We start from the raw sequence: 24,211 nt of genomic DNA, 5'->3' as shown, positions 1-24,211 counted from the left end.
CTTCCACCCCCCCGCGCGCCAACAGCCGCAGCAACCCGAAAGGAAAGACGACCATGAACCACACTGTCATGACCAAGGACGGCACCGAGATCTTCTTCAAGGACTGGGGGCCCAAGGACGCCCAGCCCATCATGTTCCACCACGGCTGGCCGCTGTCGTCCGACGACTGGGACACGCAGATGCTGTTCTTCGTGCAGCGCGGCTTCCGCGTCGTCGCCCACGACCGCCGCGGCCACGGCCGCTCGGCGCAGGTGAGCGAGGGCCACGACATGGACCACTACGCCAGCGACGCCTTCGCCGTGGTCGAGCACCTGAACCTGCGCAATGCGGTGCACATCGGGCACTCCACGGGCGGCGGTGAGGTCGCGCGCTACGTGGCCCGCCACGGCCAGCCCTCGGGCCGCGTGGCCAAGGCGGTGCTGGTGGCCGCCGTGCCGCCCATCATGCTGAAGACCCCGGCCTACCCCGGCGGCCTGCCGATGGAGGTGTTCGACGGCTTCCGCAAGGGCGTGGCCGACAACCGCACGCAGATGTTCTTGGACGTCCCGACGGGCCCGTTCTACGGCTTCAACCGCCCCGGCGCGAAGGTCTACCCGGGTGTCATCCAAAACTGGTGGCGCCAGGGCATGATGGGCAGCGCCAAGGCGCATCACGACGGCATCAAGGCCTTCTCCGAGACCGACCAGACCGACGACCTCAAGGCCATCGGCGTGCCGACCCTGGTGATGCACGGCGAGGACGACCAGATCGTGCCCATCGAGAACTCGGCGAAGCTCGCGGTCAAGCTGCTGAAGAAAGGCACGCTGAAGACCTACCCCGGCTTCTCGCACGGCATGCTCACGGTCAACGCCGACGTGATCAACGCGGACCTGCTGGCGTTCATCAAGGGCTGAGCGAACAGACGACGACCGGTGCCCCCAGGGCCCGGTCATCGCGTCAGCCGGCGTCGAACAAGCTGTGTGCGAGACCGGAGCCGGCACTCATCATCTGCACGTCACCGGGGCGGATGACGGCGCCGGTGCCCATCGTGTCCTGGTGTTCGAGCGCCCCTCGAGGACGTACGAAAAGATCTCCAGGTCGCGGTGTGCATGGCGGCCATAGCCCTGACCAGGCATCACGCGGTCGTCGTTGATCACCAGCAGGTCCGAGAGGCCCTGCTGCCGCGGGTCGCGGTAGTGACCGAACGAGAACGTGTGGCGAGTACTCAGCCAGCCGAGTTCGGCCACTCCGCGCTCGTTCGACCTGCTGATTTCCATCATGGTCGCCTCCAGTCGTGACAGCGCCACCAGGCGCCAGGGGGTTCAGATCCCGCAGCACCCGCTGCCACTGCGGGTCGTCCTGCAGGGTCCTTCGGGCATAGCGGCGCAGGGCAGACAGGTCGCCCTCCTCCGAACGCAACGCGGTCGGGATGCGCGAAAGCCGATCCCGCTCGGGGCCCGTCGGCGCATTCACCAGGCTGATCTCGATGACGTGGAATCGGGCGTCCCTGGCCATCACGCGACGCAGTTCGCCTTCGGGCACCGATTGCAGCTCGCGGGACCACTGCCACGTGGTGTCGGCAAGGACCCGAAGACTGGTCTCGGAGTAGCGATCGACGGGCACATCGATCACGCTGCGAAGCTGTCGTGCGAGTCCCGGCGTGTCTGCTGACCCGTCCTCGGCGTGGCCAGTCTGGACCTGTGCATTGACGATGATGAACACGCACTGGCGTACCCCCTGGAAGCCGGCGGCGACGGCGGAGGCGACCAGCCCGCCCCGCGCGTCCACGATCTCCAGTGGTGTCCTGACGCCCATGTTGTCGGCCAGGCCACCGTCGACCAGGTGCACGAAGGCACTGCCGGCTGCGTGACTCGACAGCGGCAGCGCGGGTGAATCCACTGCGCAGCCCCGACGGTGGTTCCACAGCGGGATCGGTGACAGTGGGAGAGGCACTGCCATCGACGCCGCCACCGCGCGCGCGACAGGACAACGATCCAGGTCCGAACAGCGGTGGTCGAACTGGTCCTGACTGAACTCGAAGCGCTCACCGTGGCGGGTATCGGTGGCATTGATGAAGACCATCGGGCGGCGCCGGGGAGTGTCCGCGAACCGGGCGCCGTGAAAGATGCGACGGTCCCGTTCGTCCTGCAGCAGGTCACTGCGACCGTCACGCGGGGATGTCTGTTGCCGGAGCCCCTTCGGTGACGGGATCCGAGCCGTCAGTGCCGATGCAGGTCGATGGCCAGCACTTCGGACTCACAGCGCGGGAAGAAGGTCTCTGGACGCAGGGCAAAGCAGGCGGCGGTCAGGCTGCCGCCAGAGACCGCCGAGATGAAGTCCAACTCTGCGAGCAAGCGGCGGGCCTCGCCGTCCCAGATGCTCGGGGTGCCGCGCAGCACCTCCATGACGGCATGGGCCAACGCAGCGGCACGGCAGCCACCCCCTGAGAAGGCGACCCGCACGATGAGGCTGTCGCTGTCGTCGACGGACGCCAGATGGCAGATCGCATCGCCAGCATGCGGGCGACCTTGTGCGAGCGGCTCGTTCACGGTGTAGTGGAGGGTCGAGCACGCTGCCAGCAGCATCTGCCCGGAGAGCAGCCACGGCAGCAGCAGACGGTGCCCGCGACGGGTGACGGCGAAGGCATGCTGCCTCCTCTTCCGTCTAGCGCAGACTTCCCACATAGGCAGCGACGGCACGGATGTCATCGTCCGTCCAACCCTGCACAACGGCCTTCATCACGTAGGCGTAGGGGTTGCCGAACGTCGACTCCCGGCGGTAGGGCTGCAACGAGGCAACGATGAACTCCGGATGCTGACCTGCCAGTCGTGCGAACACCGGCGCCAGCCCTTGCCCCCTGGCCCCGTGGCAGTACTGGCAGGCGGGAGTGCCCGGCTTGCCGAGCTTGAAGACGGCCTCGCCGCGCCGGAGCAGGACCGGGTCGAACGGGCCCTCGCTCCACATCGGCGCCTGACCCGCGTAGTGCCGGGACACCGCCCGGATCTCCATGTCCGACAGCGTTCGGGACACGGCAGCCATCCCGGGATGGGGTCGTTCACCCGAGCGATAGTTGCGGAGCTGGAGGTCCAGGAAAGTCTCGAGCTGCCCCGCCAGTTTCGGGTAGGCCGAGTCGATGGAGTTGCCGTCCAGCCCGTGACAGCCGGCGCACCGGGCCGCCGCCAACGCACGGCCCGCGATCGCCAGCCCATCGGGTGCGGCCGGGATCTTCCCCTTCGTCGTGTCTGTGGCGTGTGCAGGGGGTGGCCACAGCGCAGCACACAGCGCCGATAGCGCGGCGAGGCCGAGCGTGATCAGGTACGCCAGATGGGTGTGCGCCGGACGGGGCAGGTGCAGTCGCGACATCGATGTTCTCCCGTGGTGTGGACCAGGTCAGTGATCAGCAGGCGCCCGCGCGCGCTGCGCAGCGGACTGGGTGCTGCCGTCAGGCCCGCCGCAAAGCGACAGGTTCTTGGGCGCGCGGTGGCACAGCCAGCGATCGGCGGCGATGTACCCGAGCGTCATCGCGACCACGAGCAGCGCACCCTGCAGAACCGGAGGTGCCGGAGAGGGAACATCCAGGTAGCGGCAACCAGCGCCGATGGCCAGGCCCAGCAACAGGCCAAGACCAGTCTTGATGCGCTCCACGATCGACGCGCTCACGTCGCACCCCGCAGTGCCATGTCCATGCCCATGAATCCCAGCGTCATCGCGACCACCAGCAGGGCGCCCACCAGGCGTGGCGGTGCTGGCAGGGGCAGGTCGAACCAGCGGCATCCCAGGCCAATCGACAAGCCGAGTGCCAAGGCCAAGCCAAGTTCCTTCATGTGTGCTCTCCTTCGGTGGGTGGCTGCGGTACGGACCCGGTCGGCGTGGGTGCCACGAAGTGCTGCACCTTCGGCGCTCCTTCCCCCACGTGGAACTCGCGCAGGCGCGCCTGCAGCGCCGCGTCGTCGCGCGACACCCGGTGGTGCTGCCGCTGGTGTTCCAGCCAGGACGGGACGAGGAAGCTCTCCAGAAAACGCCCGCAGTCCGTCACGTCTTCATAGATGCCCCATTGGTAGGCGCCATCACGCAGGCGCTCGGGTGCGAAGCCGGCCAGAGCGGCCAGAAAGTCGGACCTGCGCCGTGGATCGACGCGGTATTCGACGGTGATGAGGACCGGTCCGCGATCCTGCGTCAACGATGCCGCCATCGACGGCGAGAGCGCAGGTTCGGGCCAGTGCATCGATGGCGTGAGATCTGGCTCGGCGTCGGGCAGCGGCCGCAGCCAGCCGACCAGCAGGACAACGACACCCAGCACGGCCGCACCCCACAGCGCAGCCGGCACGCCCGCACGGTCTGCGACTTGGCCCCACACGAAACTGCCCGAGGTCAGTGCACCGTAGAACACGGTCAGGTACAGCGCCAGGCCGCGTCCGCGCACCCAGTCAGGCAATCGCGTCTGTGCACTCACGTTGGCCGTGGTCAGCACGGCGATCCACGCGGCCCCGGCGACCGCCATCACGGCCGCGGCGAAAGCTTGGTCGGTGACCGTGGCGAGCACCACCAGCACGCCGACGGAAAGGCTCGTGCCCAGGCGCATCGTGCCTTCGGCCGACAGGCGCCGACGCAGCCACGGCAAACCCAGGGCGGCCGCGACAGCGCCGGCACCGATGCACGCCAGGAGCAGCCCGTAGTACGCCGGCCCGCCCCCGAGTTGCTGCCGCGCGATGAGCGGCAGCAAGGCCCAGTAGGCGCTGGCGAAGAGGAAGAAGCCGCCAGCCCGCAGCAGCGTGCGCTGCAGTTCGGGCGCATGCCAGGCGTAGCGCAGCCCAGCTCGGAGGGCCGAACCCAGGCGCTCCGGTGGGCCGGCGCTGGCCGGGGCCGAGGCACCCTTCCACCACCAGAAGGCCGCGATGACCGCCACGTAGCTCAGCGCATCGGCATAGAAGTTGAACTCCACGCCCACCGTGGCGAGCAGGATGCCGCCCAGTGCCGGGCCAATGGCCCGCGACACGTTGAACCCCATGCTGTTCAGTGCAATCGCTGCCCGCAACTGCGGGCGCGGCACCAGCAGCACGGTCAGCGACTGCAGCACTGGCGTGATGACCGCCGTGCAGGCACCGGCCAGCAGCAGCCCCAACACCAGCAGCGTCGGTGTCATCTGGCCCCACTGCGTCAGCAGCCCCAGCCCCAGTGCCAGCAGGGCGAGGCCCGCGTTCGCCCACATCAGCAGGCGCCGTCGGTCCACGCTGTCCGCCAGCGCGCCGGCCGGCAGCGACAGCAGGAAGATCGGCAGCGTCGTCGCCACCTGCACCATCGCCACCGCCGTGGCCGAAGCGGAGAGATCGGTCATCAGCCAACCCGCGCCGACGTCGCGCATCCAGGTGCCGATGCTGCCGATCAGCACCGACGCCCAGACCACGGCGAAGACCGGGCTGCGGAACGGTGCCCAGGGCGACGCCGCCGATGCAGTCACGGCCGGGCCCGCTGCGGGCTGCGCGGAGGTGCCGCGAAGCTCAGTACGCACAGCCGCACCCCAGTGCGCCCCAGAACCCACGCCGGTCATCGGATGGTGACGGCGTCAGCGCCGCGAACAGGTGCCGATGGCCGTGGACGCCGCACGGTGCGGCGCAGCAGCCCGCCGCCGTCCGCAGCGTCGACGCCGCGGCAGCCGGGACCATGCGCTTGTAGCGTCCCACCGGCGACCAGTCCGGGCTGGCCTTCGGCAACGCAGGCGCGAGCCCGCTGAACTCGTCGTCGCCATGCACCACCCGTCCCCCAACGACCGTGAGCACCGAGCTCAGCCCCCTGATCCGGGACTCGGGCACCGCCAGGTAGTCATCCGACAAGACGGCGAAGTCGGCGTACTGCCCCACCTTCAAGGCGCCTTTGCGACCGCTCTCGCTGGAGAACCAGGCGCTGCCCTCGGTGTACAGCCGCAAGGCCGTCTCACGATCGATCAGCTGGCGCTGCGGATACAGCCGCGTGCCGCCGACGGTCTCGCCCGTCACCAGCCAGTGCAGGCCGACCCAGGGGTTGTAGCTGGCCACGCGCGTGGCGTCGGTACCCATGCCCACCGGCACGCCGGCGGCGAGCATCTGCTGCACGGGGGGCGTTCGCGCGGTCGCGTCGGGGCCGTAACGATCGAGGAAGTACTCGCCCTGGTAGGCCATGCGGTGCTGGATGGCGATACCGCCACCCAGGGCCTTGATGCGGTCGATGTTGCGTTCGCCGATGGTCTCGGCGTGGTCGATGATCCAGTGCAAGCCGTCGAAAGGCACTTCGCGGTTCACGCGTTCGTAGACGTCGAGCACCCGACTGATCGATTCGTCGTAGGTGGCGTGGATGCGGAACGGCCAGCGGTTCGTGACCAGCACCTTGGCCACCTCGTACAGCTCGGCGTCCATGGTCGCCGCCAGTTCGGGCCGCGGCTCGCGGAAGTCTTCGAAGTCGGCGGCCGAGAACACCAGCATCTCGCCGGCACCGTTGTGGCGGAAGAAGGCATCGCCGTCGCCCGGCTTCACGAGGCGGGCCCATTGGAGGAAGTCCTCCTTCTCCTGCTTCGGCCGCTGCGTGAACAGGTTGTAGGCGATGCGCACCGTCAGTTCGCCGGCGTCGGCCAGGCGCTGCACGATGCCGTAGTCGTCCGGGTAGTTCTGGAAGCCGCCGCCCGCGTCGATGACCGAGGTGATGCCCAGCCGGTTCAGCTCGCGCATGTACAGGCGGCTGGAGTTGACCTGGTCGTCCGGGTCCAACCGGGGGCCCTTGGCGAGGGCCGAGTACAGAATCAGCGCATTGGGGCGGGCCAGCAGCAGGCCTGTCGGCTCGCCCCGTGCATCACGCTCGATCTCGGACCCCGGCGGGTTCGGCGTGTCGCGTGTGTAACCCACCGCGCGCAGCGCGGCACCGTTGAGCAGCGCCCGGTCGTAGAGGTGCAGGATGAACACCGGTGTGTCCGGCGCCACTGCGTTGATCTCGTCCAGCGTCGGAAGCCGCCTTTCGGCGAACTGCATCTCGCTGAAGCCACCCACCACCCTCACCCACTGGGGCGCCGGCGTGCGCCGCACCTGCTCGCGCAGCATGGCCATCGCATCGGCCAGCGTGGGCACGCCATCCCAGCGCAGCTCCATGTTGTAGTTGAGACCGGCGCGGATCAGGTGGGTGTGGCTGTCGTTGAGCCCGGGGATGACGCGGCGCCCGCGCAGGTCGACCCGGCGCGTGGCCGGGCCGGCATGCTGCAGGACGTCCGCCGTGGCGCCCACTGCCATCAGCATGCCGTCGGCGACTGCGAGCGCCTCGACTTCGGGCTGCGCGCGGTCCAGCGTGGTGACGCGACCATGGATGAAGACGGTGTCGGCGAACTGGCTCATGGCACGATCTCAGGGCAAGGACAATGGGCCGGTCGCGGGCCGCGACCGGAGTGCGGATGGTTTGTGCTCAGTGGCCTTCCTGGGCCCCGAACATCGTCTTCGCGTAGATCAGCCCCAGGCCATAGCCGCCGCCCCACTTCTTGGCCACGCCCACGGTCGATTCGTAGGTGTCGCCGCGGGCCCAGTCGCGCTGCAGCTCCAGCAGGTATTGCACCGACGTCATCGGGCGCACGCCAGCCTGGACCATGCGGTCCATCGAACGGTCATGCGCCTCGGTGCTGACGTCGCCACACGCATCGGCGATGACGTAGACCTCGAAGCCCTGGTCGATGGCCGACAGGGCCGGGCCGACGATGCACACCGACGTCCACAGCCCGGCCAGCACGATGCGCGGCTTGCCGATGGCGTTCACCCGGGCCGCGATGCGCGCATCCTCCCAGGTGTTCATGGTGGTGCGGTCGATGACCTCGGCGTCGGGGAAGGCGCCCTTGATCTCATCGAAGACCGGACCCGAGAAGCTCTTCTCGGCGACGCTGGTGATGATGGTGGCGACCTTGAAGGCCTTCGCGGCATGGGCCACCAGGCCCGCGTTGTTGCGCAGTTCGATGGCGCCGATGGACTTGGTGGCAAACGCCATCTGCGACTGGTGGTCGATCATGATGAGCGTGTGGTCGGTGGGGGACAGCAACGTCTTGCCGGGCGCGGCGGCGGCTTTGGCCATGGAAATCTCCTGAAGATGAAAGGGCAAACTGAGGAAGGCGTCGGTACTCGCCAGGCACTGGCATGAGCCATCACCTGCTGGACATTCTTTGGCTGTACGGATCGCTGCGCGCCACCCCTTCTGTCGCAGGCCGACTCACACCAAAGGAAGATGGCGACCGGCCAGACCACGACAACGATCGGGGTCTCTACGCAACCGGGTGCTCCGACATGACCACCGATACCCTTCTCCATCCCGAGCAGTCGCCCGTCATTCAGGCCTTCGGCAGCCTGGCGCCGGCACGGCTGGGTCTTCCGGATGCCGTTCGGCACCGCAGCGTTGCTGCACTGAACCGGCTGCTGGCGCACACGACGGCGCTGCGTGACCTGTACCGCAAGGCCCACTGGCAAACCTCAGGGCCGACCTTCTACGAGCTGCATCAGCTGTTCGAGAAGCACTTCGGCGAGCAGGAGCAGTGGATGGACCTGCTGGCCGAGCGCGTGCAAACCCTGGGCGGAGTGGCCCGCGCGCTCGCCCAAGACATCGTCGAAGAGACCCGCCTGGCCCGTGCGCCCAGTGGGGTGGAGTCGGCGATCGACCAGCTGCGCCGGCTGGTGGACGCCCACGAATTCATCCTCCAGGAGGCGCGCCCGCTGGCGCGCGAGGCGGCCAACTCGGGCGACGATGGCAGCAACGACCTGATCGTGGGCCAGATCGTGCGCGGCAACGAGCTGCAGAGCTGGTTCGTGCTGCGGCACTTGTCGTATCAGTCCGTCGCGAACGACACTTGAGAACCGCGCCCGGCACTGGCCAGACACTTTCGATTCCGGGGGCGCGCACCGTCGGCAGCACACGACGCGATGGGATTCCGCCCATCCGGGGGATACGCGTCGGGCGTTGGCGATCCGGCCCACACAACCCAGTGCCGCGAGTGCGACCATGCGCGCGGAACTCGTCGCCGCGATCGGCGCCGGCCATCGAAGCACGCCCGGCATGTCGCGCGCGCGCTTCGCGGCGGCCGAGTTGGGCGAGCCCAGGCCTGCGGGCATGTGGGTCGCTCGGACCGACGAGGCCCTGGCCCGTCCCTGCCGAAACGCTCGAGAGCGTCAGCAAGCCCCAGAGTCAACCTTTGTCGCCCTCCGGCAGCCGACTTCCAACGACACTACGCCTTGCGTGATCTCCGGTCCGGATGCCTTGCGCCTTCCCGGTGGTCCGCCACCCCGCCAACCATGATCGAAAAGCTGGAAGTCGTTCATCTGCGCATGCTCAGCGCTCTCTACGAGCATGGCACCGTGTCGTCGGCGGCTGAGGCCCTCGACGTCTCCCAACAGGCCGTCAGCCTGCAGCTGAAACGGACGCGGGAGATCGTCGGCGATCCTCTGTTCGTGCGCAGCGGACAAGGCATGGTGCCCACCCCCTATGCGGTGCTGATCCAACCGCACGTGCGGCAGCTGCTCGCACTGCTGCACGCCATGCCGGCGCCGGGCTCGATCCCGCTGGCGGCGCTGGAACGCACGCTCGGCATTTCGGCCACCGACTACACGCAACGCATCATCGTCATCGACCTGATTCGAGAGTTGCGCCGCGCGGCACCGCGCGTCAAGGTGAAGATCTTCAACATCGAGGGCGCCAGCCTGGTGCGGCGCATGCAGGAAGGCGAGATCGACGTGGCCTTCACATCGAACGGCTACGTGCCCGAGGGCCTGTTGTCGACGCCTCTCTTTGCCGAGCGCTATGCATGCGTCGCCGCCAGGCCCTTGACGGAAGGGCAGCGCCCGCTGCCCTTGGAAGCTCTCGTGGCCCACGACTTCCTGGTGGTGTCTCCAGGGGTTCCGAGTTTCGACGGCTCGGCGGGGACCTGGTTCGAGCAGCAGGGACTGCGGCGGCGCGTCGTCGCGTCCGTGCCCTCGTACTTCATGGCCCTGGAGTATCTGCGGCAGTCCGATCTGGTGGCCTTCGTCCCGTCTCGCCTGCTGCCCCGTGAGGGTCTGTTCGAGGTGCCGCTGCAGAAGGTGCCGCCAGGTTTCCAAGTGGTTGCTGCCTACCATGCCTCCGCCGCCGCCGACCCGCTGCTGGCCTGGGTGCTCGACCACGCGCGGGCGAGGGTCGGTCCGGCGGGATAGCGCTGCTTGTGACCGCTACAAGCACGCCGGCATGGCGTCCGGCGCAAGCCGTTCCTAAGCTCTCGACATCGCAACTCGAGCATGGGACGGTGAATGAACACCAAGCTGGTCAACCCCGCGGGCCTCTACGACGGCGCACCCGTCGGCATGTCGCAAGCCACCGTGGATCCCGGGTCCGGGTTCGTCTTCGTGTCGGGCCAGGTCGACTGGGACGCCGAATCGCGCGTCCGGCACGGCACGCTTGAAGGTCAGGCCGAAGGCGCCATCGAGCACCTGCTCACGGTGCTCGATGCAGCCGGTGCCTCGGTCGCGGACATCCTCCAACTCAGGGTCTATGTCCGCGGTGAACTCGCGGACGGCATGCCGCACATCGTGCCGGTCTTCGCCCGTCACTTTGGTGCGACGCGTCCCGCCCTGACTGGCGTCGGCGTGGCTTCGCTTGCATCGCGCGACACGCTGATCGAGATCGAAGCGCTGGCCCGCCTCCCCCGAGAGAGCCGATGAACCGACGCAGCTTTCACCGCCATGGGCTGGCGCTGCTGGCTGCGCCCCTGGCGGCCCATGCCCGCAGTCCGTCGGGTGGTCTGTCTGCCTGGGCGACGCACGCACGCATGACAGCCGCGCACGGCTGATCGGGTGGCCGGCGTGATCGCCGACATCGCCCGGGCCGTGATCGGTTGTGCGAGCACCACCCGGTCAACCTCATTTGTCATGTCCGTCGCGCCGGCACCGGCCGGGCAGCGGCGCCCACAGGACCCAACAGCATGAAATCCACTGCCACAACCCAGGTGTCCTTCCACTTCGCGGAGGTCGACGGCATCAAGGTCTTCTATCGCCAGGCCGGCGACCCCACGGCCCCGGCCGTGCTGCTGCTGCACGGCTTCCCCACCTCGTCGTTCATGTACCGCGACCTGATCCCGATGCTGGCGGACCGCTACCACGTGATCGTGCCGGACATGCCGGGCTTCGGGCTCACCGAAGTGCCCGACAAGCGCATGTACCGGTACACGTTCGACCAGTTGGCGAAGACGATGCAACGCTTCACCGAGGTGCTCGGCCTCGAGCGCTACGCGATGCAGGTCTTCGACTACGGCGCGCCCGTGGGCTGGCGCCTCGCGATGGCGCGCCCAGAGCGGGTCACCGCGCTGATCACGCAGAACGGCAACGCCTATGAGGAAGGCCTGGCCGATGGCTGGACCCCGATCCAGAGGTACTGGAAGGATCCCAGTGCCGACAACCGCGAGGCCGTGCGCCACTTCGTGACGCCCGAAGCGATCAAGTGGCAGTACACCCACGGCGTGAAGGACCTGCGCCGCGTCGCGCCGGACACCTACCTGCTGGACGCGGCCCTCACGGCGCGCCCGGGCAACGTCGAGATCCAGCTCGACCTGTTCCTCGACTACGCCACCAACGTGGCCAGCTACCCCGAATTCCAAGCGTACTTCCGCGAACACCGTCCGCCTCTGCTGGCGGTCTGGGGCAAGAACGATCCGTTCTTCCTCAACGCGGGCGCCGAGGCGTTCAAGCGTGACCTGCCGGATGCGGAAGTGCACTTCTTCGACACCGGGCACTTCGCGCTCGAGACGCACCTCGCCGAGATCGGCCCTGTGATCCTCCAGTTCCTCAACCGCAACCGATCGCTCGCCCGGTGAGCGTGCATGCCTCACCGAATTGACGACCTCTCAATCCTTCCCGCACAGGAGTTCCCATGAGCACCGCAAACGAAGTCCGGTTCCTCCCCGATCCGTCGCGCCGGCAATGGCTGCGCGTCGGCACTCTCGCAGCGGCCGGATTCGGCCTGCCGCTGTCGGCCCTGGCCGACATCCTTCCCACCTCCAGGGACCCCGCACGGCGCGGCGCCCCGCAAGGAAGGCAACCCACGAGCAACACCGTCATCACCAGGGACGGCACCGAGATCTTCTACAAGGACTGGGGTCCGAAGTCGGCCCAGCCGATCATGTTCCATCACGGCTGGCCGCTCTCGTCCGACGACTGGGACCCCCAGATGCAGTTCTTCCTGCAGCGCGGGTACCGCGTCGTGGCCCATGACCGTCGCGGCCATGGCCGCTCGGCCCAGGTCAGCGAGGGTCACGACATGGATCACTACGCGAGCGACGCGTTCACCGTCGTCGAGCACCTCAACCTGCGCAACGTGGTCCACATCGGGCATTCGACCGGTGGCGGCGAGGTCGCCCGCTACGTGGCTCGGCATGGGCAGCCGGCCGGCCGCGTCGCCAAGGCGGTGCTGGTGGCCGCGATCCCGCCGCTGATGCTGAAGACGGCGGCCTATCCCGGCGGTCTGCCGATCGAAGTCTTCGATGGCTATCGCAAGGCGCTGGCCGAGAACCGGGCGCAGTTGTTCCTCGATGTCCCTTCCGGTCCGTTCTACGGCTTCAACCGTCCGGGCGCGAAGGTCTATCCAGGGGTCATCCAGAACTGGTGGCGCCAGGGCATGGCGGGCAGCGCCAAGGCTCATTACGAAGGCATCAAGGCGTTCTCCGAAACCGACCAGACCGAGGACCTGAAGGCCATCAGCGTGCCCACCCTGGTCATGCACGGCGAAGACGACCAGATCGTGCCGATCGCCAACTCGGCCCGGCTGTCCGTGAAGCTGCTGAAGAACGGCACGCTCAAGACCTACCCAGGCTTGTCTCACGGCATGCTGACTGTCAATGCGGACATCCTCAACGCGGACCTGCTGGCGTTCATCCAGGGCAGCGGCGTCTGACTTCCATTCGACGTACATGCCCCACCAGAAACCTGCATTGAAGAAAGTATTCGTCGGGCTGTGGATGCGGCCGGGCCGTGCACCCGACACCCGCTTCTCAGAGGCCGCACGGGCCTTCTCGGCAACCCATGAGCAGGAGGGCTATGCCGAGCTGATGCAGGGCTCCTTGGCCCGCATGAGGGCGGCCGCCGGCCCTGCCACCAGCACGGTGGACGTTGCCACTGCGGTCTGGCGCGCGGCGACCGATGCCGCCTGTCCCTTGCACATTCCGGCGGGGCCGATGCGCAGAAGTGGGCGGCAGAGGCGGAGGTCCAGAGCCTTGCGGCCCGCGTCGAGGTCGATCGCTTCGTTCTGCGGGCTGCTGACGAGGACGGCCACACCCGAGCAACCACGCCCCGTGCTGCAGAGGCGGTCGGCGGACCGGGCTTCGTTGCGCACAAGGTCGCAGTTGGCGCTCTGCACGGACGATGACCAGGGCCACACCGCGGGGCGAATGTGGCGCCTTGACGCTGCAACTCATGGGCAACCGCTCTTGGCCGGGTTCGGTCAGACGCCATGTTCACCGCAGGCCGACCTCGGCCGGCGACGTCGCCACGTCGACCGACAGCATCCTGGCGCGGTCTCGCGTCGACACGTCCGGCCAGGAACGGACAGAACGAGGTCTTCCGGCGAGCCGTCGTTCGGCGCTTTCTCCCACGCTGGGCGCCATGCGGTCGAGCACTCCAGACGCGCCCGCACGGTCCAGGACCGGCGGCAATGCGCGTCACCGTACGCTGCGCTGTCTTCCCTGGGAGCGCGCATGTACGGACCTCCCAAGCCCGCCGTCGCTTCACATCACGCCAGCAATCCCGCGCTGTCGGTGGTGGCGCAGCGCGCCCGGGTGAAACGCCAGCACGCTGTTGTTCGGCGCGTTCTCTGCGCGCGTGGGGCCAGCACTGGGGTGGATGTGGGCGCGCGGATCGCTGCTGGTCGGCAAGGTGCGCGTGGTCCAGTCGGCATCCGCCTCGGGGAAATCCTCGTGTGCGATCAGGAAGCTCCAGGCGACGACGCTCTGGACGGCTTGCGTTTGGCCCTGGTAGGTGCCGGCAAAAACGGTGGACAGCGACAGGATGGGGAACGTCGCTCGCATGGCACGCGGCCCGGCGTCCTGCATGCCAGAGCACGCCACCAGGGCGACGACGAACGCGGACAGGAGCGCTGCGGCAAAGACTCGCATGGTCGGTCTCCCCGTGCGGGAAGCAAGGCGTCAGTTGGGTCGTGTCGTCCGGGCCAGGCGCACGACCGTCACACCGGGCCGCAGCTGGCGCAGCGAGGGCATCACGAGGGTGCAGTCGTCGTAGGGTGTGGCGAAGGGCTCTCCTTCGCGCCAGCCCAGCACCGTTCCGGCGCGCGCGATCCGCTGCGCGCTGCGCCAGGCCTGGGCAAAGCGGGTGTCCATGCTTCGCGCAACGACGGCATGCGTCACCTGCAGCGCACGCTGCGGCGGCGACGCCGGAGTCTGCCTCGCACCCGGTGGCAGATCGTCCTCGTCGACGACGCCGCTGACGCACAGCACCCGGGCACAGAGGTCCGCCGCAACGGCCCGGCTCGATGCGTGACCGTGCCAGCCGCACTCGACGAGCAGCGCACAGGCCTGGTCCTCGCCCTGCTGGCCGAAGCGTCCGTGATCACGCAGCCGCGTCCCGTCGGCGTGCCCGGCATCGACGACGACATGCTCGGGTGCGCCGAGCTTCAGCGCCAGGTCGAGGTTGCGCTCCAGCGGCCCGGTTAGCAGCAGCGGGGGCCCTGGCTCATGCATCGAGTGCAGGTCGAGCAACCAGTCAGCACGTTCGATGAATGGCGCCAACTCACGTGCGCGGCGATGCTCCAGGCTGTCGCCGCGCACGAGGCCCGCGCCCCAGACGCGGTTGAGATCGTGCTCGACGAAGCGCGAGGCGTCCGGCGCGCTGGCATCGAACGCGTCGCAGGCCGCCAGATTGCACAGAGCCAGCGTCAACACCCCGCGGCGCGGCCGCAGGCCCCACGCAAGCATGTCCCGTACCGCCCACGCGCCGCACAGCTCGTTGCCGTGCACCAGCGCCGTGATCAGCAATCTGCGACCCGCGATGCCGCTGTCGAACTGCCACACGCCTTCGACGCCGGTGTTGCCGGCGCGCCAGCGCGCCAGGTCGGGCGGCGCCAGCTCCCATGCGAGCGGCTTCACTCCTGGATGTTGGCGAACTTGACGATTGCCGCGTACTTGTCGCGTTCGCTCTTCATGAAGGACGCCAAGTCGGCCCGCGGATCGGCCAGCGTGGCGCCGGCTTCCTCGAGCTTCTTGCGCACGTCGGGCGCGGCCAGGGTATCGCGCAGTGCCTCCTGCAGTCGCTGCAACTGCGACGCCGGCAATTGCGCCGGCCCGAAGAGGCCGAACCACGAGGCCATGTCCAGGCCCTGCAGCTGCGGATGGGCGCCCAGCGGAGGGATGTCTGGCGCGATCGGACTCGGCGCCAGCTGCGTGCTGCCGAGCGCCATCACCTTGCCCGACCGGACATGCGGCAGGCCGCTGGAGAGCACGAAAACGCCGAACTCGAGCACACCGCCGATGAGGTCGTTGGTCAGAGGCGCTACGCCGCGATACGGGATGTGAACCATGAACAGTCCAGAGCGCTGCTTGACCAGTTCGCCAGCCAGGTGCAGTGCGGTGCCGATGCCCGACGACCCGTAGCTGTACTTGCCCGGCGCGCGCTTGACCTGCGCCAGAAACTCGTCGAGCGTCTTCACGCCGACCCGCGTCGACGCGACGAGCATCATCGGCTGCGAGCCGATCAGCCCGAGAGGCGTGAAGTCTGCGATGCCGTCCACCCGCGCGGCGCGGTTGATCAGCTTGTGGATCGACATCTCGTTGTTGGTGCCCAGAAGCAGCGTCTGGCCATCCGGCCTGGCCGCCGCCACCTTCTGCGCGCCGAGCGTGCCACCGGCACCGGCGACGTTCTCGATCACGACCGTCCGGCCCAACCGCCTGCCCAGCTCCGGGCCAATGATGCGGGCTGTCAGGTCGGTGCTGCCTCCCGGCGCATAGCCGACGACGAGCGAAACGGACTTGTCGCTCTGGGCCACGGCGGGCATGGCCAGCGTGGCGGCGACACTGGCGAGGACCTGGCGGCGATCTGGCATGGGCGACTCCTGGATGGTTCCACGACAGTTTGCAGATCTCAGCCCATGGTCATGTGCTTCTTCGGCACTTCAGCGTGCCGTTATGGCCCAGATCGCCTCCAGTTCTTCACTCAGCCGCGCCTTGGGCCTGTACAGGCGCACCTCGAAGGGGATCTGCTCGGCGCGCCCGCCGATGGCCACCAGCGTGCCTTGCCGGCAGGCTGGCGCCACAAGCGACCAGGGCAGCCATGCGAAACCGAGCCCTCGCTCGACGAACGCCGCGATGGCGTCGGCCGAGTCCGCCACCAGTGCCGGGTCGCGGCCATGGCCGCTGCGCTCGAGGTGGTCGCGCGTCAGGCGGCCGAGCGTGAGCGTGGCGGCGTAGTCGATCAGGCGGCCACGCGCCAAGCTGTGGCGCGGGGAACCGTGGGCATCGGCCTGCGCCACCGGCACGAGCTTGTCCTGCGCCAGCGTCAGGTGCACGAAGCGCTGTGCGCTGAGCCGCATCGACAGCGCCGGGTGCTCGTAGCAGCACAGCAAGTCCACCTCGCCCTGCTCGAACAGCGCAGCGACCTCGGCCATCGAGCGCGTCACCACCTCCACCCGCACGCCCTTGAGCGGCGCGCGCAACCGGGCCAGCCAGTCGGCCACCAGCGTGCGCGCCAAGGTGCGGCCGGTGCCGAAGCGCAGCACTGGGACGCCGGGAGCCGGCACTGCACGTGCCTTCAGTCGCGCACGGGTTTGCACAAGCGCGGCCAGCAGCGGCTGCGTCTGGTCCAGCAGTTCCTGGCCCGCCGGCGTCAGCCGCAGCGGCGAGCGCCCGTGTTCCACCAGCGCGGTACCGGCCCAGGCCTCAAGTTGGCGGATGCGACGGCCGAATGCCGGGTGGGTGACATGGCGTGCGGCCGCTGCGCGCGAGAGGCTACCGGCGGTGGCCAGCGCCGCCAAGTCTTCGAGCAGCCGAGTGTCCAGTGTCATGCCGCCATTCTTGCAGCCGGAAGCTGCCACCCCTTGACCGTGTCTGTTCGGACATGGGGCCGGAGGCAACGACGGTGCTTCTGGCGGGTGTCCGGTCCGTCGGCCTTGGGTGGCTGTTCAGGGTCGACAGTGCCAGTTCGCGGCCGGTCACTGCGGTGGTCCGGCCGTCGCAGAGATCGCGGTGTCGCACGGTTGACCGGTCATGAAACCGGAGCGGTCATCGGTGGAGCCCGTGCGCGCACGACTGCTTCCGGCCAGAGCTGCCGCTCGAGCGCCGCGCCTGAGCGGCTGCACTCCATCTGCATCCACCCTCCCGAGCGTGCCAGGCAGCTTCGCAGCGGTGGCGGCCAGTCGCCCAGCAGCCGTGGGTGCACGGAGCCCGCCATGAAGACGTCATCGGCTCGGCGGTCGCGCACGCCCGACCCATCAGGGGCATTCACGGCCCCGGATGCGGCGCCAGTACGCCGACAGTCATGCGTGAGCCCTAAGCCATCGGCGGCGGCCGGCCGTGGCCCGGCTCCCCCCCGTTGCCGTCGAACGTGGACACGCTCGTGGTCACGGCGGAACTCGGCACCGCAGCCCGCGACGCCGCGTTGGTCTTGTTGGTGGGGTGTTGCAACGACGGCTGAGGAGCAGAGAGTGTCCCCGCCCCCGACTGCGCAACGGCGTGCACGGCCGGTGGCGGCAGCGCCTCGTTGATCGTCTCGAACATGACGCGGTAGGTGTGGCCCGATCGTGGACACATCAGCATGCCGAAGCCCAGATGCGGGCGCGTGCCGTCGAGCACGGCGCCGATCGGCGGGGCCCTGCTGAGAGCCCGCGCGATGTGGTAGCAGCCGCCGCTACCCAGCAGCGCGAGCCACTTCTCGCATTCGCGGGACTGGATGACCTTGTACTTGTGCATGGCGACGGCGCCGGAGCCCGGGGTGCGCCAACTTATGCAAAAGGGAGCCGCCGTACCGTGCGCTGGCGAACAGAGCCCCGCCGCGTCGGGCCGCCAGTGTCCGTCCCCGCGTGCGTGAGCATGCGCCGAGGCCGCTGCTGTCCGTGGCAATGGCTTGTTGACTCGATTTCGGCCCGATGCCGAGCAGAAAGCGCTGACCTTCAGACGCGCGATGCCGTGCGAGCGCACGGCGCGCAGACTTCCTCGAAAGAACGTGAGGGCGCGGCGGGAAGGACCGGTTGTGGCCGGACCTACCAGTCGTCGCGTTCTCCCAGCATCGGACATCGGCCCAACGGCGACTGCGAACGGCGGCGCTTTCGGCGCGCGGTCGGCTCAAGTCGACCCTCTGCAGACGCAGAACCCGAAGGTCTGGCATCCGCAAACCTGCCATTCGACCGTCGGCAGCATGAACTCCCGCCTTGAGACGTCCAGGTGCCTGGTGCCCTCCGCGACACGATGGCTCCTGCGCCTGCCGGTCATCGGCGCCGCAGCGCACGGTTGCGTGCCGGCTGAAACTGAAGTCCGTCTACCTGGGCATGGCGCCCCGCACCGTCCGCACCGTCCGCACCGTCCGCACCTTCTGCCCGGCCTGCGGACCCAAGGGAGGCGACTCTAGCGCTCCTGGCGTGGCGCGACCGCGACTGCCACTTCATCTGCGGCGAACTGTGCACGATGGCATCGCGCCCATCGTCCTGGTCGAGTGCGCCTGGTTCGCCCGCGCTGGGCATGGTGTGCCGCTTCCGCGCGGACGGCTCCCTGAGCAGCACGCAGTTGCGCCGGCCCTGAACCAGGCGCGGCGCGCGTCAGGTCCTCGTCGCCCAGTCCAGCGCCGCCTTGCCACCGGCCGCCGAGACGGTGCTGACCACCGTGCCCCAGGTCATGTCGATGAGCGACAAACCCAGCGGCCAGCCCTTCAGCGTGGCCAGGTTGGTGAGATCGTAGGTGGCGTAGGCGACGAAGCCGAACAACGCTGCCATGCCCAGCGTCTCGGTCCAGCCGCGCGGCGCGGCTGGCGCCAGCTGCGGCGCCACCGCGAACACGACCACCCCCACCGCGTACAGCAGGTAGAACAACACGGCCACCGGCACCACGGGCTGTTCGGCCATCAGGTGGCCGATGCCCTGCTGGTACAGCGGCTTGGCGATGACGCCCAGCCACAACAGGTCGAGGGCCACCATCACAGTGGCGGTGCCGGCGTAGGCGGCGACATAGCGGTTCATCGTTTCGGCTTCCAGGTTCAGGGTCGGGGGTCGTGGGCTGGAGGTGGCGCCGCCCGTGGCCGGGACATCGGCGCGTGATGGCGTCAGGGGACGGCGGTCAATGCGCAGCGATCACGCGCCGAACGGTGTTGCCGACGTCGTCGGCCACCAGCAGGCCGCTGCGCGTGTCGTCGGCCACGCCCTCCGGCCAGCCCCAGCGGCGCCACGTGGGCTCCCGCAGCATCGTCGGGCGCGACGACCGAGGCCACGCGCGCCGGGTTACCCGGCTGCACACGCACGTCGACATGGTGACCGTCGTTCACCGTCGGGCAGCACGAGCACCGTGGTGCCGGCAGTTCGGGCAGCAGCCCGGTACCCGCTGAACGAGGCTGGCGCGCCGAATCGGCGCACGCGCCCGGCAGGATGCAGGCGGCCGGCGGCAAGCAGGGGCTCGGAGCGCCTGGTGGCCTCGCGCCCGTCAGGTCTGCCCGGCCTGGCAATGGCGTGTGCTCGGCGCAGGGACAGGGGGGACGGCGTGACAGGGTGTCCTCGACACCGTCAGGGTGGCTGGACGCTGACCGGCGTGGGCGAGGGTACACGCGAACGTGCAGTGTCTGCGCAGGCTTCGCCGCGCGTCTGTCCTTCAGCGTACGCAGGCGGCCCGCGTCTTCACCACACCCCGATCGATTCGGCCGCCACCGTCGCGTCGCCGGCTTGCAGCCAGTGGCATGTGGTGAGAGCCGGCGAGTTCGACAGTGGTGCCAGCACGTGCCGGTGGAGGATCCAGGCAGGGCGGACCTCAGGCTGAGTGCGGACCATGTCGCGTTGCCTGGGCCGGCCGCAGTTCTGCGCGCTCTTCCTCGCGCCCTGATGGCGTGGACGCATCCAGCTTCCGCCCGGGCGATTCGGCCACCTGGGCTGGTGCGTCGGCGTGTGTGATCAGCTCTTCGATGATGAAGTGACCATAGAGTTGTGCACGTTCGGCCCCGAGCGGCTTGACGCACGCGGCCACCTGCCGCGCCAGCTCGTCTTGGGGCGTGTGCACGATCAGCCAGTGGTAGCCCTTCATGTGTGCCTTTCGGAGTTGCTCGACGTGGATACTGCCGCCGCGGCACCATGGCGCGGCCATGAACATGCTGTGCGCGTGCACGCGCCCGGTTGGCTAGTCTTGCAGGAAGGACAGCAATGCGTCGTTGAACGCCGCCGCGTGAGACACATTCAATCCGTGCGGCGCGCCACGCACGACGATCAGCTTGCTCCGGGACACCGCATGGTGCGTGCGTTGGCCCGAACCTTCCACGGGCACGATGGCGTCTGCCGCGCCGTGCATCACCAGGGTCGGCAGTGTGAGTTTCTTCAGGTCTTCGCGAAAGTCGGTGGTGGCGAAAGACTCCATGCATGCCAACGCCGCATGCTGCGCCGACTGTTCGCACAAGACGATGGCTGCGCGGCGCTGGGACTCGGTGACCTGCAATACACCGTCGGCCGAGAAGAAGGCGGTGGCGAACTGCTCGAAGTAGGCACTGCGGTCGCGTTCGAACGCTGACGACTTCTCGTTCGCCTTCTCGGGCGTGAGCGGGCCGTCGGGGTTGTCGCCGGTCTTCATCAGGTACGGCGGCACGGCCGCTGCGAACACCACGCTGCGCAGGCGAGATTCGCCATGCCGTGCAACGTAGCGTGCCACTTCGCCGCCGCCCATCGAGAAGCCCACCAGGGTCACATCCTGCAAACCGCACTGGTCCATCACGCGCTGCAGGTCGTCGGCCAGCGTGTCGTAGCCATAGCCCTCTTGCGGCTTGTCCGAGCGGCCGAAGCCGCGACGGTCGTAGGCCACGACGCGGTAGCCTGCTGCAAGCAGCGCCGCGACCTGAGGCTCCCAGGCCTGGGCCGACAGGGGCCAGCCGTGGATCAGCACCACAGGTCGACCGCTGCCGCCACTGTCCTCGATGTGCAGGCGCACGGTGTCTGCCTGCGCAGCGTCGGCCGTGCTCGACGAAGCGAGGTCCGCGGTGGCTCCGGCAGCGGCGCCGCCGAGCGCGCCTGCCGCGGCGCCCAGCGTGGCTCCCACCAGCACGCCCACCGGACCCGCCACTGCGACGCCGATGGCGGCTCCAGTGGCCATGCCGGCCACCATGCCGCCACCCGTCATCACCGACCTGGCCTCGCGCTCGGCCTCCTCGGGCGCCAGCGCCACTTGCGCCCCGGCGCTCGGGTCTTGCGACGGAATGCCGTGCCCAGGCCGGGCCTGCTCGGCAAGGTCTGGATCAGCAGGCGCAGCGTTCGGAGGCTGCAGCGGGGATGCGTTCATGGGGTCTTCCTCCGGAAGTTGAGCTCGAGACGAGCACGAGGGTCGGTGAACGGCGAATGCAATTGCACGGCCTGGCCTGAACTTCTGGGCCAGGGCTGGGGCTTGCCCTGGTCGAGCAAGCTGTCCCTGGTGTGCCCGTACTGGCTTGCGCCCTTCGCGCTCCAGCTCTTCTTTGGCATGACGGATCCTCCGGTTCCCGAACCGAACAGGCCGCAGGTCCTGCCGGCGGGCAACCGAATGTCTGCTGCGAGGCGGGGCCCGTCTGTTCTGCACCGTACGGTGGTGCCAGTGAAGTCACTGCAAGCCAGCGACAGGCTGCAGCAGGTGTTGTCCACGCCACGCTCAAGTCCGGGCACCCGCGCCGGCTGCCCGACCCCGCACCACTGGCCGGCGCGTCACAGACCCCGCGCGACCTGGTCCTGCACGGGGAAGCCGCCCGAACGCTGCACCTGCCGCGCCCGACCGTCGCGTCCAGACGCATTGCGCAGCCCGCGTGATGCGATGACAGACCACCCCCCGTGCGTCACGGGGGCGCGGTGCGACCATCAATCCTTGGCGCCGCCCTCTTCCAGGCGAGACAGCAATTCGTCACGACGCTCGGCCATCTGCAGACCGAGCGACATCATGTCCAGATGGCTTTCGCGGGCCTGCGGAAAGAGCAGGTCTTCCTCTTCCTGCACGTGCATGTCAACGGCGTCCTGCAACTGTTGCACGGTGCTGTCGTAATCGCCTTCCGAGGGGTCCATGGCCTGCAGCTGCTCGATCAGCGTCCGGGCCTCGGCATGCTCCCGCTCGGCCTTCTCGATCCACCCTGGGTCACCCAGCGCGTCGCGCGCAGCCGGATAGAAGATTTCTTCCTCGATCGCGGCGTGCACCGACAGCGCGTTGCAAATCTGCGCGACCAGGTCCAGGCGCACGGCGTCCATGCCGTCCCCACGGGCCAGTTCGTGGTACTCGACGAACAATTCCCGAACATTGCCGTGGTCGGCACCGAGCAGTGCCAAGGCGTCGACTTCAAGGGACTCGTCGACGCTGCTGTCGTTGTGGCTGAAGGTGTCAGTGCGCATGGGGGTATCCATAGAAGGAGAGCGGCCCGGCGAGTGCCCGGCTGGGTCCATGAGGGGGCAATTCGAGTGCCCGCACGCGATGAAGCCCAGGAACGTTCAGAACACCTTCGACGAGCGCCGCCCCCGAAGAGGCCCTTCCCGGCCACACCACGGAGAGCACGTCACGGGACGGCAGGGCCGCGGTCGAATCGGGCAAGCTCGTCGAACAACGCAGCACCGCCGCGCAGGTGAAGGATTGTTCAACCGCGATGGTGCGCGACCACAGCAAGGCCAACGCCGAGCTCGCGCCACTGGCCGCCGCCAGAGTCCTGACGCGGCAGGCCGTGCCCGACGGCGAGCCACGCCGCATGAACAACGCGCTGGGCAAGCTCAACGGCGCGGACGTCGACCGGATGTACATGAAGCACATGGTTGAAGCGCTCCGGACCGGCGTCCGCGGTGTGGGCATCTTCGTCAGCGCGACCCGCCGAGTGCGATTGCCTCGCGGTGCCTGACGGGACCCGCCCGGGCCTGGCGCAGAGCCCCCATCAGGCGTTGGACCAGGGCACACAGGGCAAGGCGGGCCACAGCGCAGTGGTCGTGCCCGCGGCCAGCCGAGTCGCGCGTTGACCGCGGCAGGGCGGCAGAGGCCCCCTCGGCTCGGCGCCCGGGGCACCGATGGACAAGGGCCCCGGGCCGTCATGCCCGGGGCTTTCGTCTTGCGGGTGTCTGCCCGCGCATCAACTCAACGCAGCACCGCTTCACCGCTGGCATCTCGCCAGTGGTTTTCCAGGAACTGCGCATCGTCCTCGCTGCGTGGCTTCACGCCCATCAGGATGCCGCCTTCCTTGATGCCCGACTCGTACTGCGTGACGCGCTCTTCCGGGATGTTCCAGCCAACCAGCGCGCCGACCAGGCTGCCGGCGGCGCCCCCGGCGCCTGCGCCAGCCAGGGCCGCCGCGATGGGTCCGGCGATCACCAGGCCCAGGCCGGGCAGCGCAATGCTGGTTCCCACCGCGGCGATGCCGGCAGCGATGGCGCCAACCGTGCCGCCGATGCCGGCGCCGACGCCGGCCCCTTCAGCCGCCTTGCTGCCCAGCTCGGTGGTGCGGCCATCCTCCTTGCCGAAATGGCGCTTTCAGGTCTCGTCGGACATCACGAGGTTGATGTCGTCCTTCTGGTAGCCGCGGTCGACGACGCCTTGGTAGGCGCGCTCGGCGCTCTCGCGGTCGGGGAACAGCCCCGTGACGTACGGGTTCGTGTCTGCCATGGTCAATCTCCTTGCGGGTTGGGTGGGGTGGGAAGCACAAGAACTCGGCGCACGCTGCATCAGCGGGCCTTGGCTGCACCCTGGCAAACGCCGCGCCCGCGACGGTCCTGCGCGGCGTCGGCACGTGCCTTGCCGCTGGCATGCACCGGCACGTGGTGACCAGCCGCCATGCCCTGTGCCGCACACGAAGAGGAACCCGCAATGACGACCACCCCACCGATCCCCGAGCTTCCCGGCGGGCAGGCCCGCAGCGGCGGCACGCGCAGCCGTTCTGGCAGCAACTACGGCGACTGGAGCCCCAACCGGCCACCCGCGCCAGCCGGCGGCACGAAGTTCGCCGGCGGCGAGGCGCAACCTGAACAAGCCGCCGGCAGCGGCGCGCAGGCGTCTGGGGCCGCGCCTGCCAGCGCGCCCGTCTCAGCCAGCGCTGCCCCGCGCGTTGACGGCAGT

Annotated in this window: 27 protein-coding genes and 2 pseudogenes; 8 read left to right on the top strand and 21 right to left on the bottom strand. The window is 68.8% G+C overall.

Translation table 11 applies throughout. The features are described from left to right. Positions 1-53 precede the first annotated feature (53 nt). Positions 54-893, top strand: a complete 840-nt coding sequence (locus tag ACPOLB_RS25845; protein ID WP_425261978.1) for an alpha/beta fold hydrolase — start codon at positions 54-56, stop codon at positions 891-893. Positions 894-945: 52 nt separating this feature from the next. On the opposite strand, the pseudogene ACPOLB_RS25840 reads toward ACPOLB_RS25845, so the two are convergent. Then, positions 946-1,259: pseudogene (locus ACPOLB_RS25840) on the bottom strand (pirin family protein); the annotation flags it as partial. A gap of 730 nt (positions 1,260-1,989) precedes the next feature. Between ACPOLB_RS25840 and ACPOLB_RS25835 the strand changes: the two are divergent. Further along, positions 1,990-2,184 (top strand): hypothetical protein, encoded by a 195-nt coding sequence (locus ACPOLB_RS25835; protein ID WP_425258932.1) that lies wholly within the window; start codon positions 1,990-1,992, stop codon positions 2,182-2,184. A gap of 14 nt (positions 2,185-2,198) precedes the next feature. Here the strand turns inward: ACPOLB_RS25835 and ACPOLB_RS25830 are convergent, their stop codons facing one another. From ACPOLB_RS25830 to ACPOLB_RS25800, 7 genes are all read right to left on the bottom strand, one after another. Further along, complete coding sequence (locus tag ACPOLB_RS25830; protein WP_425258931.1) at positions 2,199-2,528, bottom strand: patatin-like phospholipase family protein; 330 nt, start codon at positions 2,526-2,528, stop codon at positions 2,199-2,201. Between the two features lie 115 nt (positions 2,529-2,643). Beyond that, entirely contained in the window at positions 2,644-3,342 is a 699-nt protein-coding gene (locus ACPOLB_RS25825; protein WP_425258930.1) for a c-type cytochrome, read from the bottom strand. A gap of 27 nt (positions 3,343-3,369) precedes the next feature. Further along, entirely contained in the window at positions 3,370-3,639 is a 270-nt protein-coding gene (locus ACPOLB_RS25820) for a DUF1427 family protein (RefSeq protein ID WP_425258929.1), read from the bottom strand. Next, positions 3,636-3,803, bottom strand: coding sequence for a DUF1427 family protein (locus ACPOLB_RS25815; protein ID WP_425258928.1), 168 nt, complete (start codon positions 3,801-3,803; stop codon positions 3,636-3,638). The genes ACPOLB_RS25820 and ACPOLB_RS25815 overlap by 4 nt, the downstream gene beginning before the upstream one ends. Then, positions 3,800-5,437, bottom strand: coding sequence for an MFS transporter (locus tag ACPOLB_RS25810; protein WP_425258927.1), 1,638 nt, complete (start codon positions 5,435-5,437; stop codon positions 3,800-3,802). The genes ACPOLB_RS25815 and ACPOLB_RS25810 overlap by 4 nt, the downstream gene beginning before the upstream one ends. 40 nt (positions 5,438-5,477) lie before the next feature. Then, entirely contained in the window at positions 5,478-7,331 is a 1,854-nt protein-coding gene (locus ACPOLB_RS25805) for an amidohydrolase (protein WP_425258926.1), read from the bottom strand. A gap of 67 nt (positions 7,332-7,398) precedes the next feature. Further along, a complete protein-coding gene (locus ACPOLB_RS25800) occupies positions 7,399-8,052 on the bottom strand; it encodes a hydrolase (protein WP_425258925.1) in 654 nt (217 codons plus the stop codon). Between the two features lie 62 nt (positions 8,053-8,114). Here ACPOLB_RS25800 and ACPOLB_RS25795 point away from each other — a divergent pair, with 62 nt between their 5' ends. The 5 genes from ACPOLB_RS25795 (at position 8,115) to ACPOLB_RS25775 (ending at position 12,882) form a co-directional block, all read left to right on the top strand. Further along, the gene (locus ACPOLB_RS25795; protein WP_425258924.1) at positions 8,115-8,822 is read left to right on the top strand and encodes a Dps family protein; all 708 of its coding nucleotides are present in this window, start codon (positions 8,115-8,117) and stop codon (positions 8,820-8,822) included. Positions 8,823-9,260: 438 nt separating this feature from the next. Beyond that, positions 9,261-10,154: a LysR family transcriptional regulator gene (locus ACPOLB_RS25790; protein WP_425258923.1), complete on the top strand. Its 894-nt coding sequence runs from the start codon at positions 9,261-9,263 to the stop codon at positions 10,152-10,154. A gap of 93 nt (positions 10,155-10,247) precedes the next feature. Then, a complete protein-coding gene (locus ACPOLB_RS25785; RefSeq protein ID WP_425258922.1) occupies positions 10,248-10,658 on the top strand; it encodes a RidA family protein in 411 nt (136 codons plus the stop codon). Positions 10,659-10,918: 260 nt separating this feature from the next. Beyond that, positions 10,919-11,806 (top strand): alpha/beta fold hydrolase, encoded by an 888-nt coding sequence (locus ACPOLB_RS25780; protein ID WP_425258921.1) that lies wholly within the window; start codon positions 10,919-10,921, stop codon positions 11,804-11,806. A gap of 56 nt (positions 11,807-11,862) precedes the next feature. Continuing rightward, positions 11,863-12,882 carry an alpha/beta fold hydrolase gene (locus ACPOLB_RS25775; protein ID WP_425258920.1) on the top strand — a complete coding sequence of 340 codons (1,020 nt, stop codon included), beginning with the start codon at positions 11,863-11,865 and terminating at the stop codon, positions 12,880-12,882. Positions 12,883-13,023: 141 nt separating this feature from the next. Here the strand turns inward: ACPOLB_RS25775 and ACPOLB_RS25770 are convergent, their stop codons facing one another. The 11 genes from ACPOLB_RS25770 to ACPOLB_RS25720 form a co-directional block, all read right to left on the bottom strand. Then, a complete protein-coding gene (locus tag ACPOLB_RS25770; RefSeq protein WP_425258919.1) occupies positions 13,024-13,344 on the bottom strand; it encodes a hypothetical protein in 321 nt (106 codons plus the stop codon). 367 nt (positions 13,345-13,711) lie between these two features. Then, positions 13,712-14,098, bottom strand: coding sequence for a TAXI family TRAP transporter solute-binding subunit (locus ACPOLB_RS25765; protein ID WP_425258918.1), 387 nt, complete (start codon positions 14,096-14,098; stop codon positions 13,712-13,714). Positions 14,099-14,128: 30 nt separating this feature from the next. Next, complete coding sequence (locus ACPOLB_RS25760; RefSeq protein WP_425258917.1) at positions 14,129-15,085, bottom strand: succinylglutamate desuccinylase; 957 nt, start codon at positions 15,083-15,085, stop codon at positions 14,129-14,131. Then, positions 15,082-16,038: a Bug family tripartite tricarboxylate transporter substrate binding protein gene (locus ACPOLB_RS25755; protein ID WP_425258916.1), complete on the bottom strand. Its 957-nt coding sequence runs from the start codon at positions 16,036-16,038 to the stop codon at positions 15,082-15,084. The genes ACPOLB_RS25760 and ACPOLB_RS25755 overlap by 4 nt, the downstream gene beginning before the upstream one ends. 69 nt (positions 16,039-16,107) lie before the next feature. Continuing rightward, a complete protein-coding gene (locus ACPOLB_RS25750; RefSeq protein ID WP_425258915.1) occupies positions 16,108-16,995 on the bottom strand; it encodes a LysR family transcriptional regulator in 888 nt (295 codons plus the stop codon). 484 nt (positions 16,996-17,479) lie between these two features. Then, positions 17,480-17,899, bottom strand: coding sequence for a hypothetical protein (locus ACPOLB_RS25745; RefSeq protein WP_425258913.1), 420 nt, complete (start codon positions 17,897-17,899; stop codon positions 17,480-17,482). An 842-nt stretch (positions 17,900-18,741) separates the two neighbouring features. Continuing rightward, positions 18,742-19,158: a DUF2177 family protein gene (locus ACPOLB_RS25740; protein ID WP_425258912.1), complete on the bottom strand. Its 417-nt coding sequence runs from the start codon at positions 19,156-19,158 to the stop codon at positions 18,742-18,744. Positions 19,159-19,255: 97 nt separating this feature from the next. Continuing rightward, entirely contained in the window at positions 19,256-19,381 is a 126-nt protein-coding gene (locus ACPOLB_RS25735) for a hypothetical protein (protein WP_425258911.1), read from the bottom strand. Between the two features lie 555 nt (positions 19,382-19,936). Next, the gene (locus ACPOLB_RS25730) at positions 19,937-20,206 is read right to left on the bottom strand and encodes a hypothetical protein (protein WP_425258910.1); all 270 of its coding nucleotides are present in this window, start codon (positions 20,204-20,206) and stop codon (positions 19,937-19,939) included. A 93-nt stretch (positions 20,207-20,299) separates the two neighbouring features. Next, positions 20,300-21,331, bottom strand: a complete 1,032-nt coding sequence (locus tag ACPOLB_RS25725; RefSeq protein WP_425258909.1) for an alpha/beta fold hydrolase — start codon at positions 21,329-21,331, stop codon at positions 20,300-20,302. Positions 21,332-21,990: 659 nt separating this feature from the next. Beyond that, entirely contained in the window at positions 21,991-22,512 is a 522-nt protein-coding gene (locus ACPOLB_RS25720; protein ID WP_425258908.1) for a hemerythrin domain-containing protein, read from the bottom strand. A gap of 218 nt (positions 22,513-22,730) precedes the next feature. Here ACPOLB_RS25720 and ACPOLB_RS25715 point away from each other — a divergent pair. After that, positions 22,731-23,006: pseudogene (locus ACPOLB_RS25715) on the top strand (DUF4142 domain-containing protein); the annotation flags it as partial. Positions 23,007-23,236: 230 nt separating this feature from the next. Here the strand turns inward: ACPOLB_RS25715 and ACPOLB_RS25710 are convergent. Together ACPOLB_RS25710 and ACPOLB_RS25705 are read right to left on the bottom strand one after the other, a co-directional pair. After that, positions 23,237-23,506 (bottom strand): hypothetical protein, encoded by a 270-nt coding sequence (locus tag ACPOLB_RS25710; RefSeq protein WP_425258906.1) that lies wholly within the window; start codon positions 23,504-23,506, stop codon positions 23,237-23,239. A gap of 123 nt (positions 23,507-23,629) precedes the next feature. Continuing rightward, positions 23,630-23,761, bottom strand: a complete 132-nt coding sequence (locus ACPOLB_RS25705; protein WP_425258905.1) for a hypothetical protein — start codon at positions 23,759-23,761, stop codon at positions 23,630-23,632. Positions 23,762-24,211 lie beyond the last annotated feature (450 nt).

Origin of the sequence: Rubrivivax soli, from assembly GCF_049810355.1 — a bacterium.
Taxonomy (GTDB): Bacteria; Pseudomonadota; Gammaproteobacteria; order Burkholderiales; family Burkholderiaceae_C; genus Rubrivivax.
The sequence above is the reverse complement of the archived record's forward strand: the minus strand, read 5'-3'. Positions and strand labels throughout refer to the sequence as shown.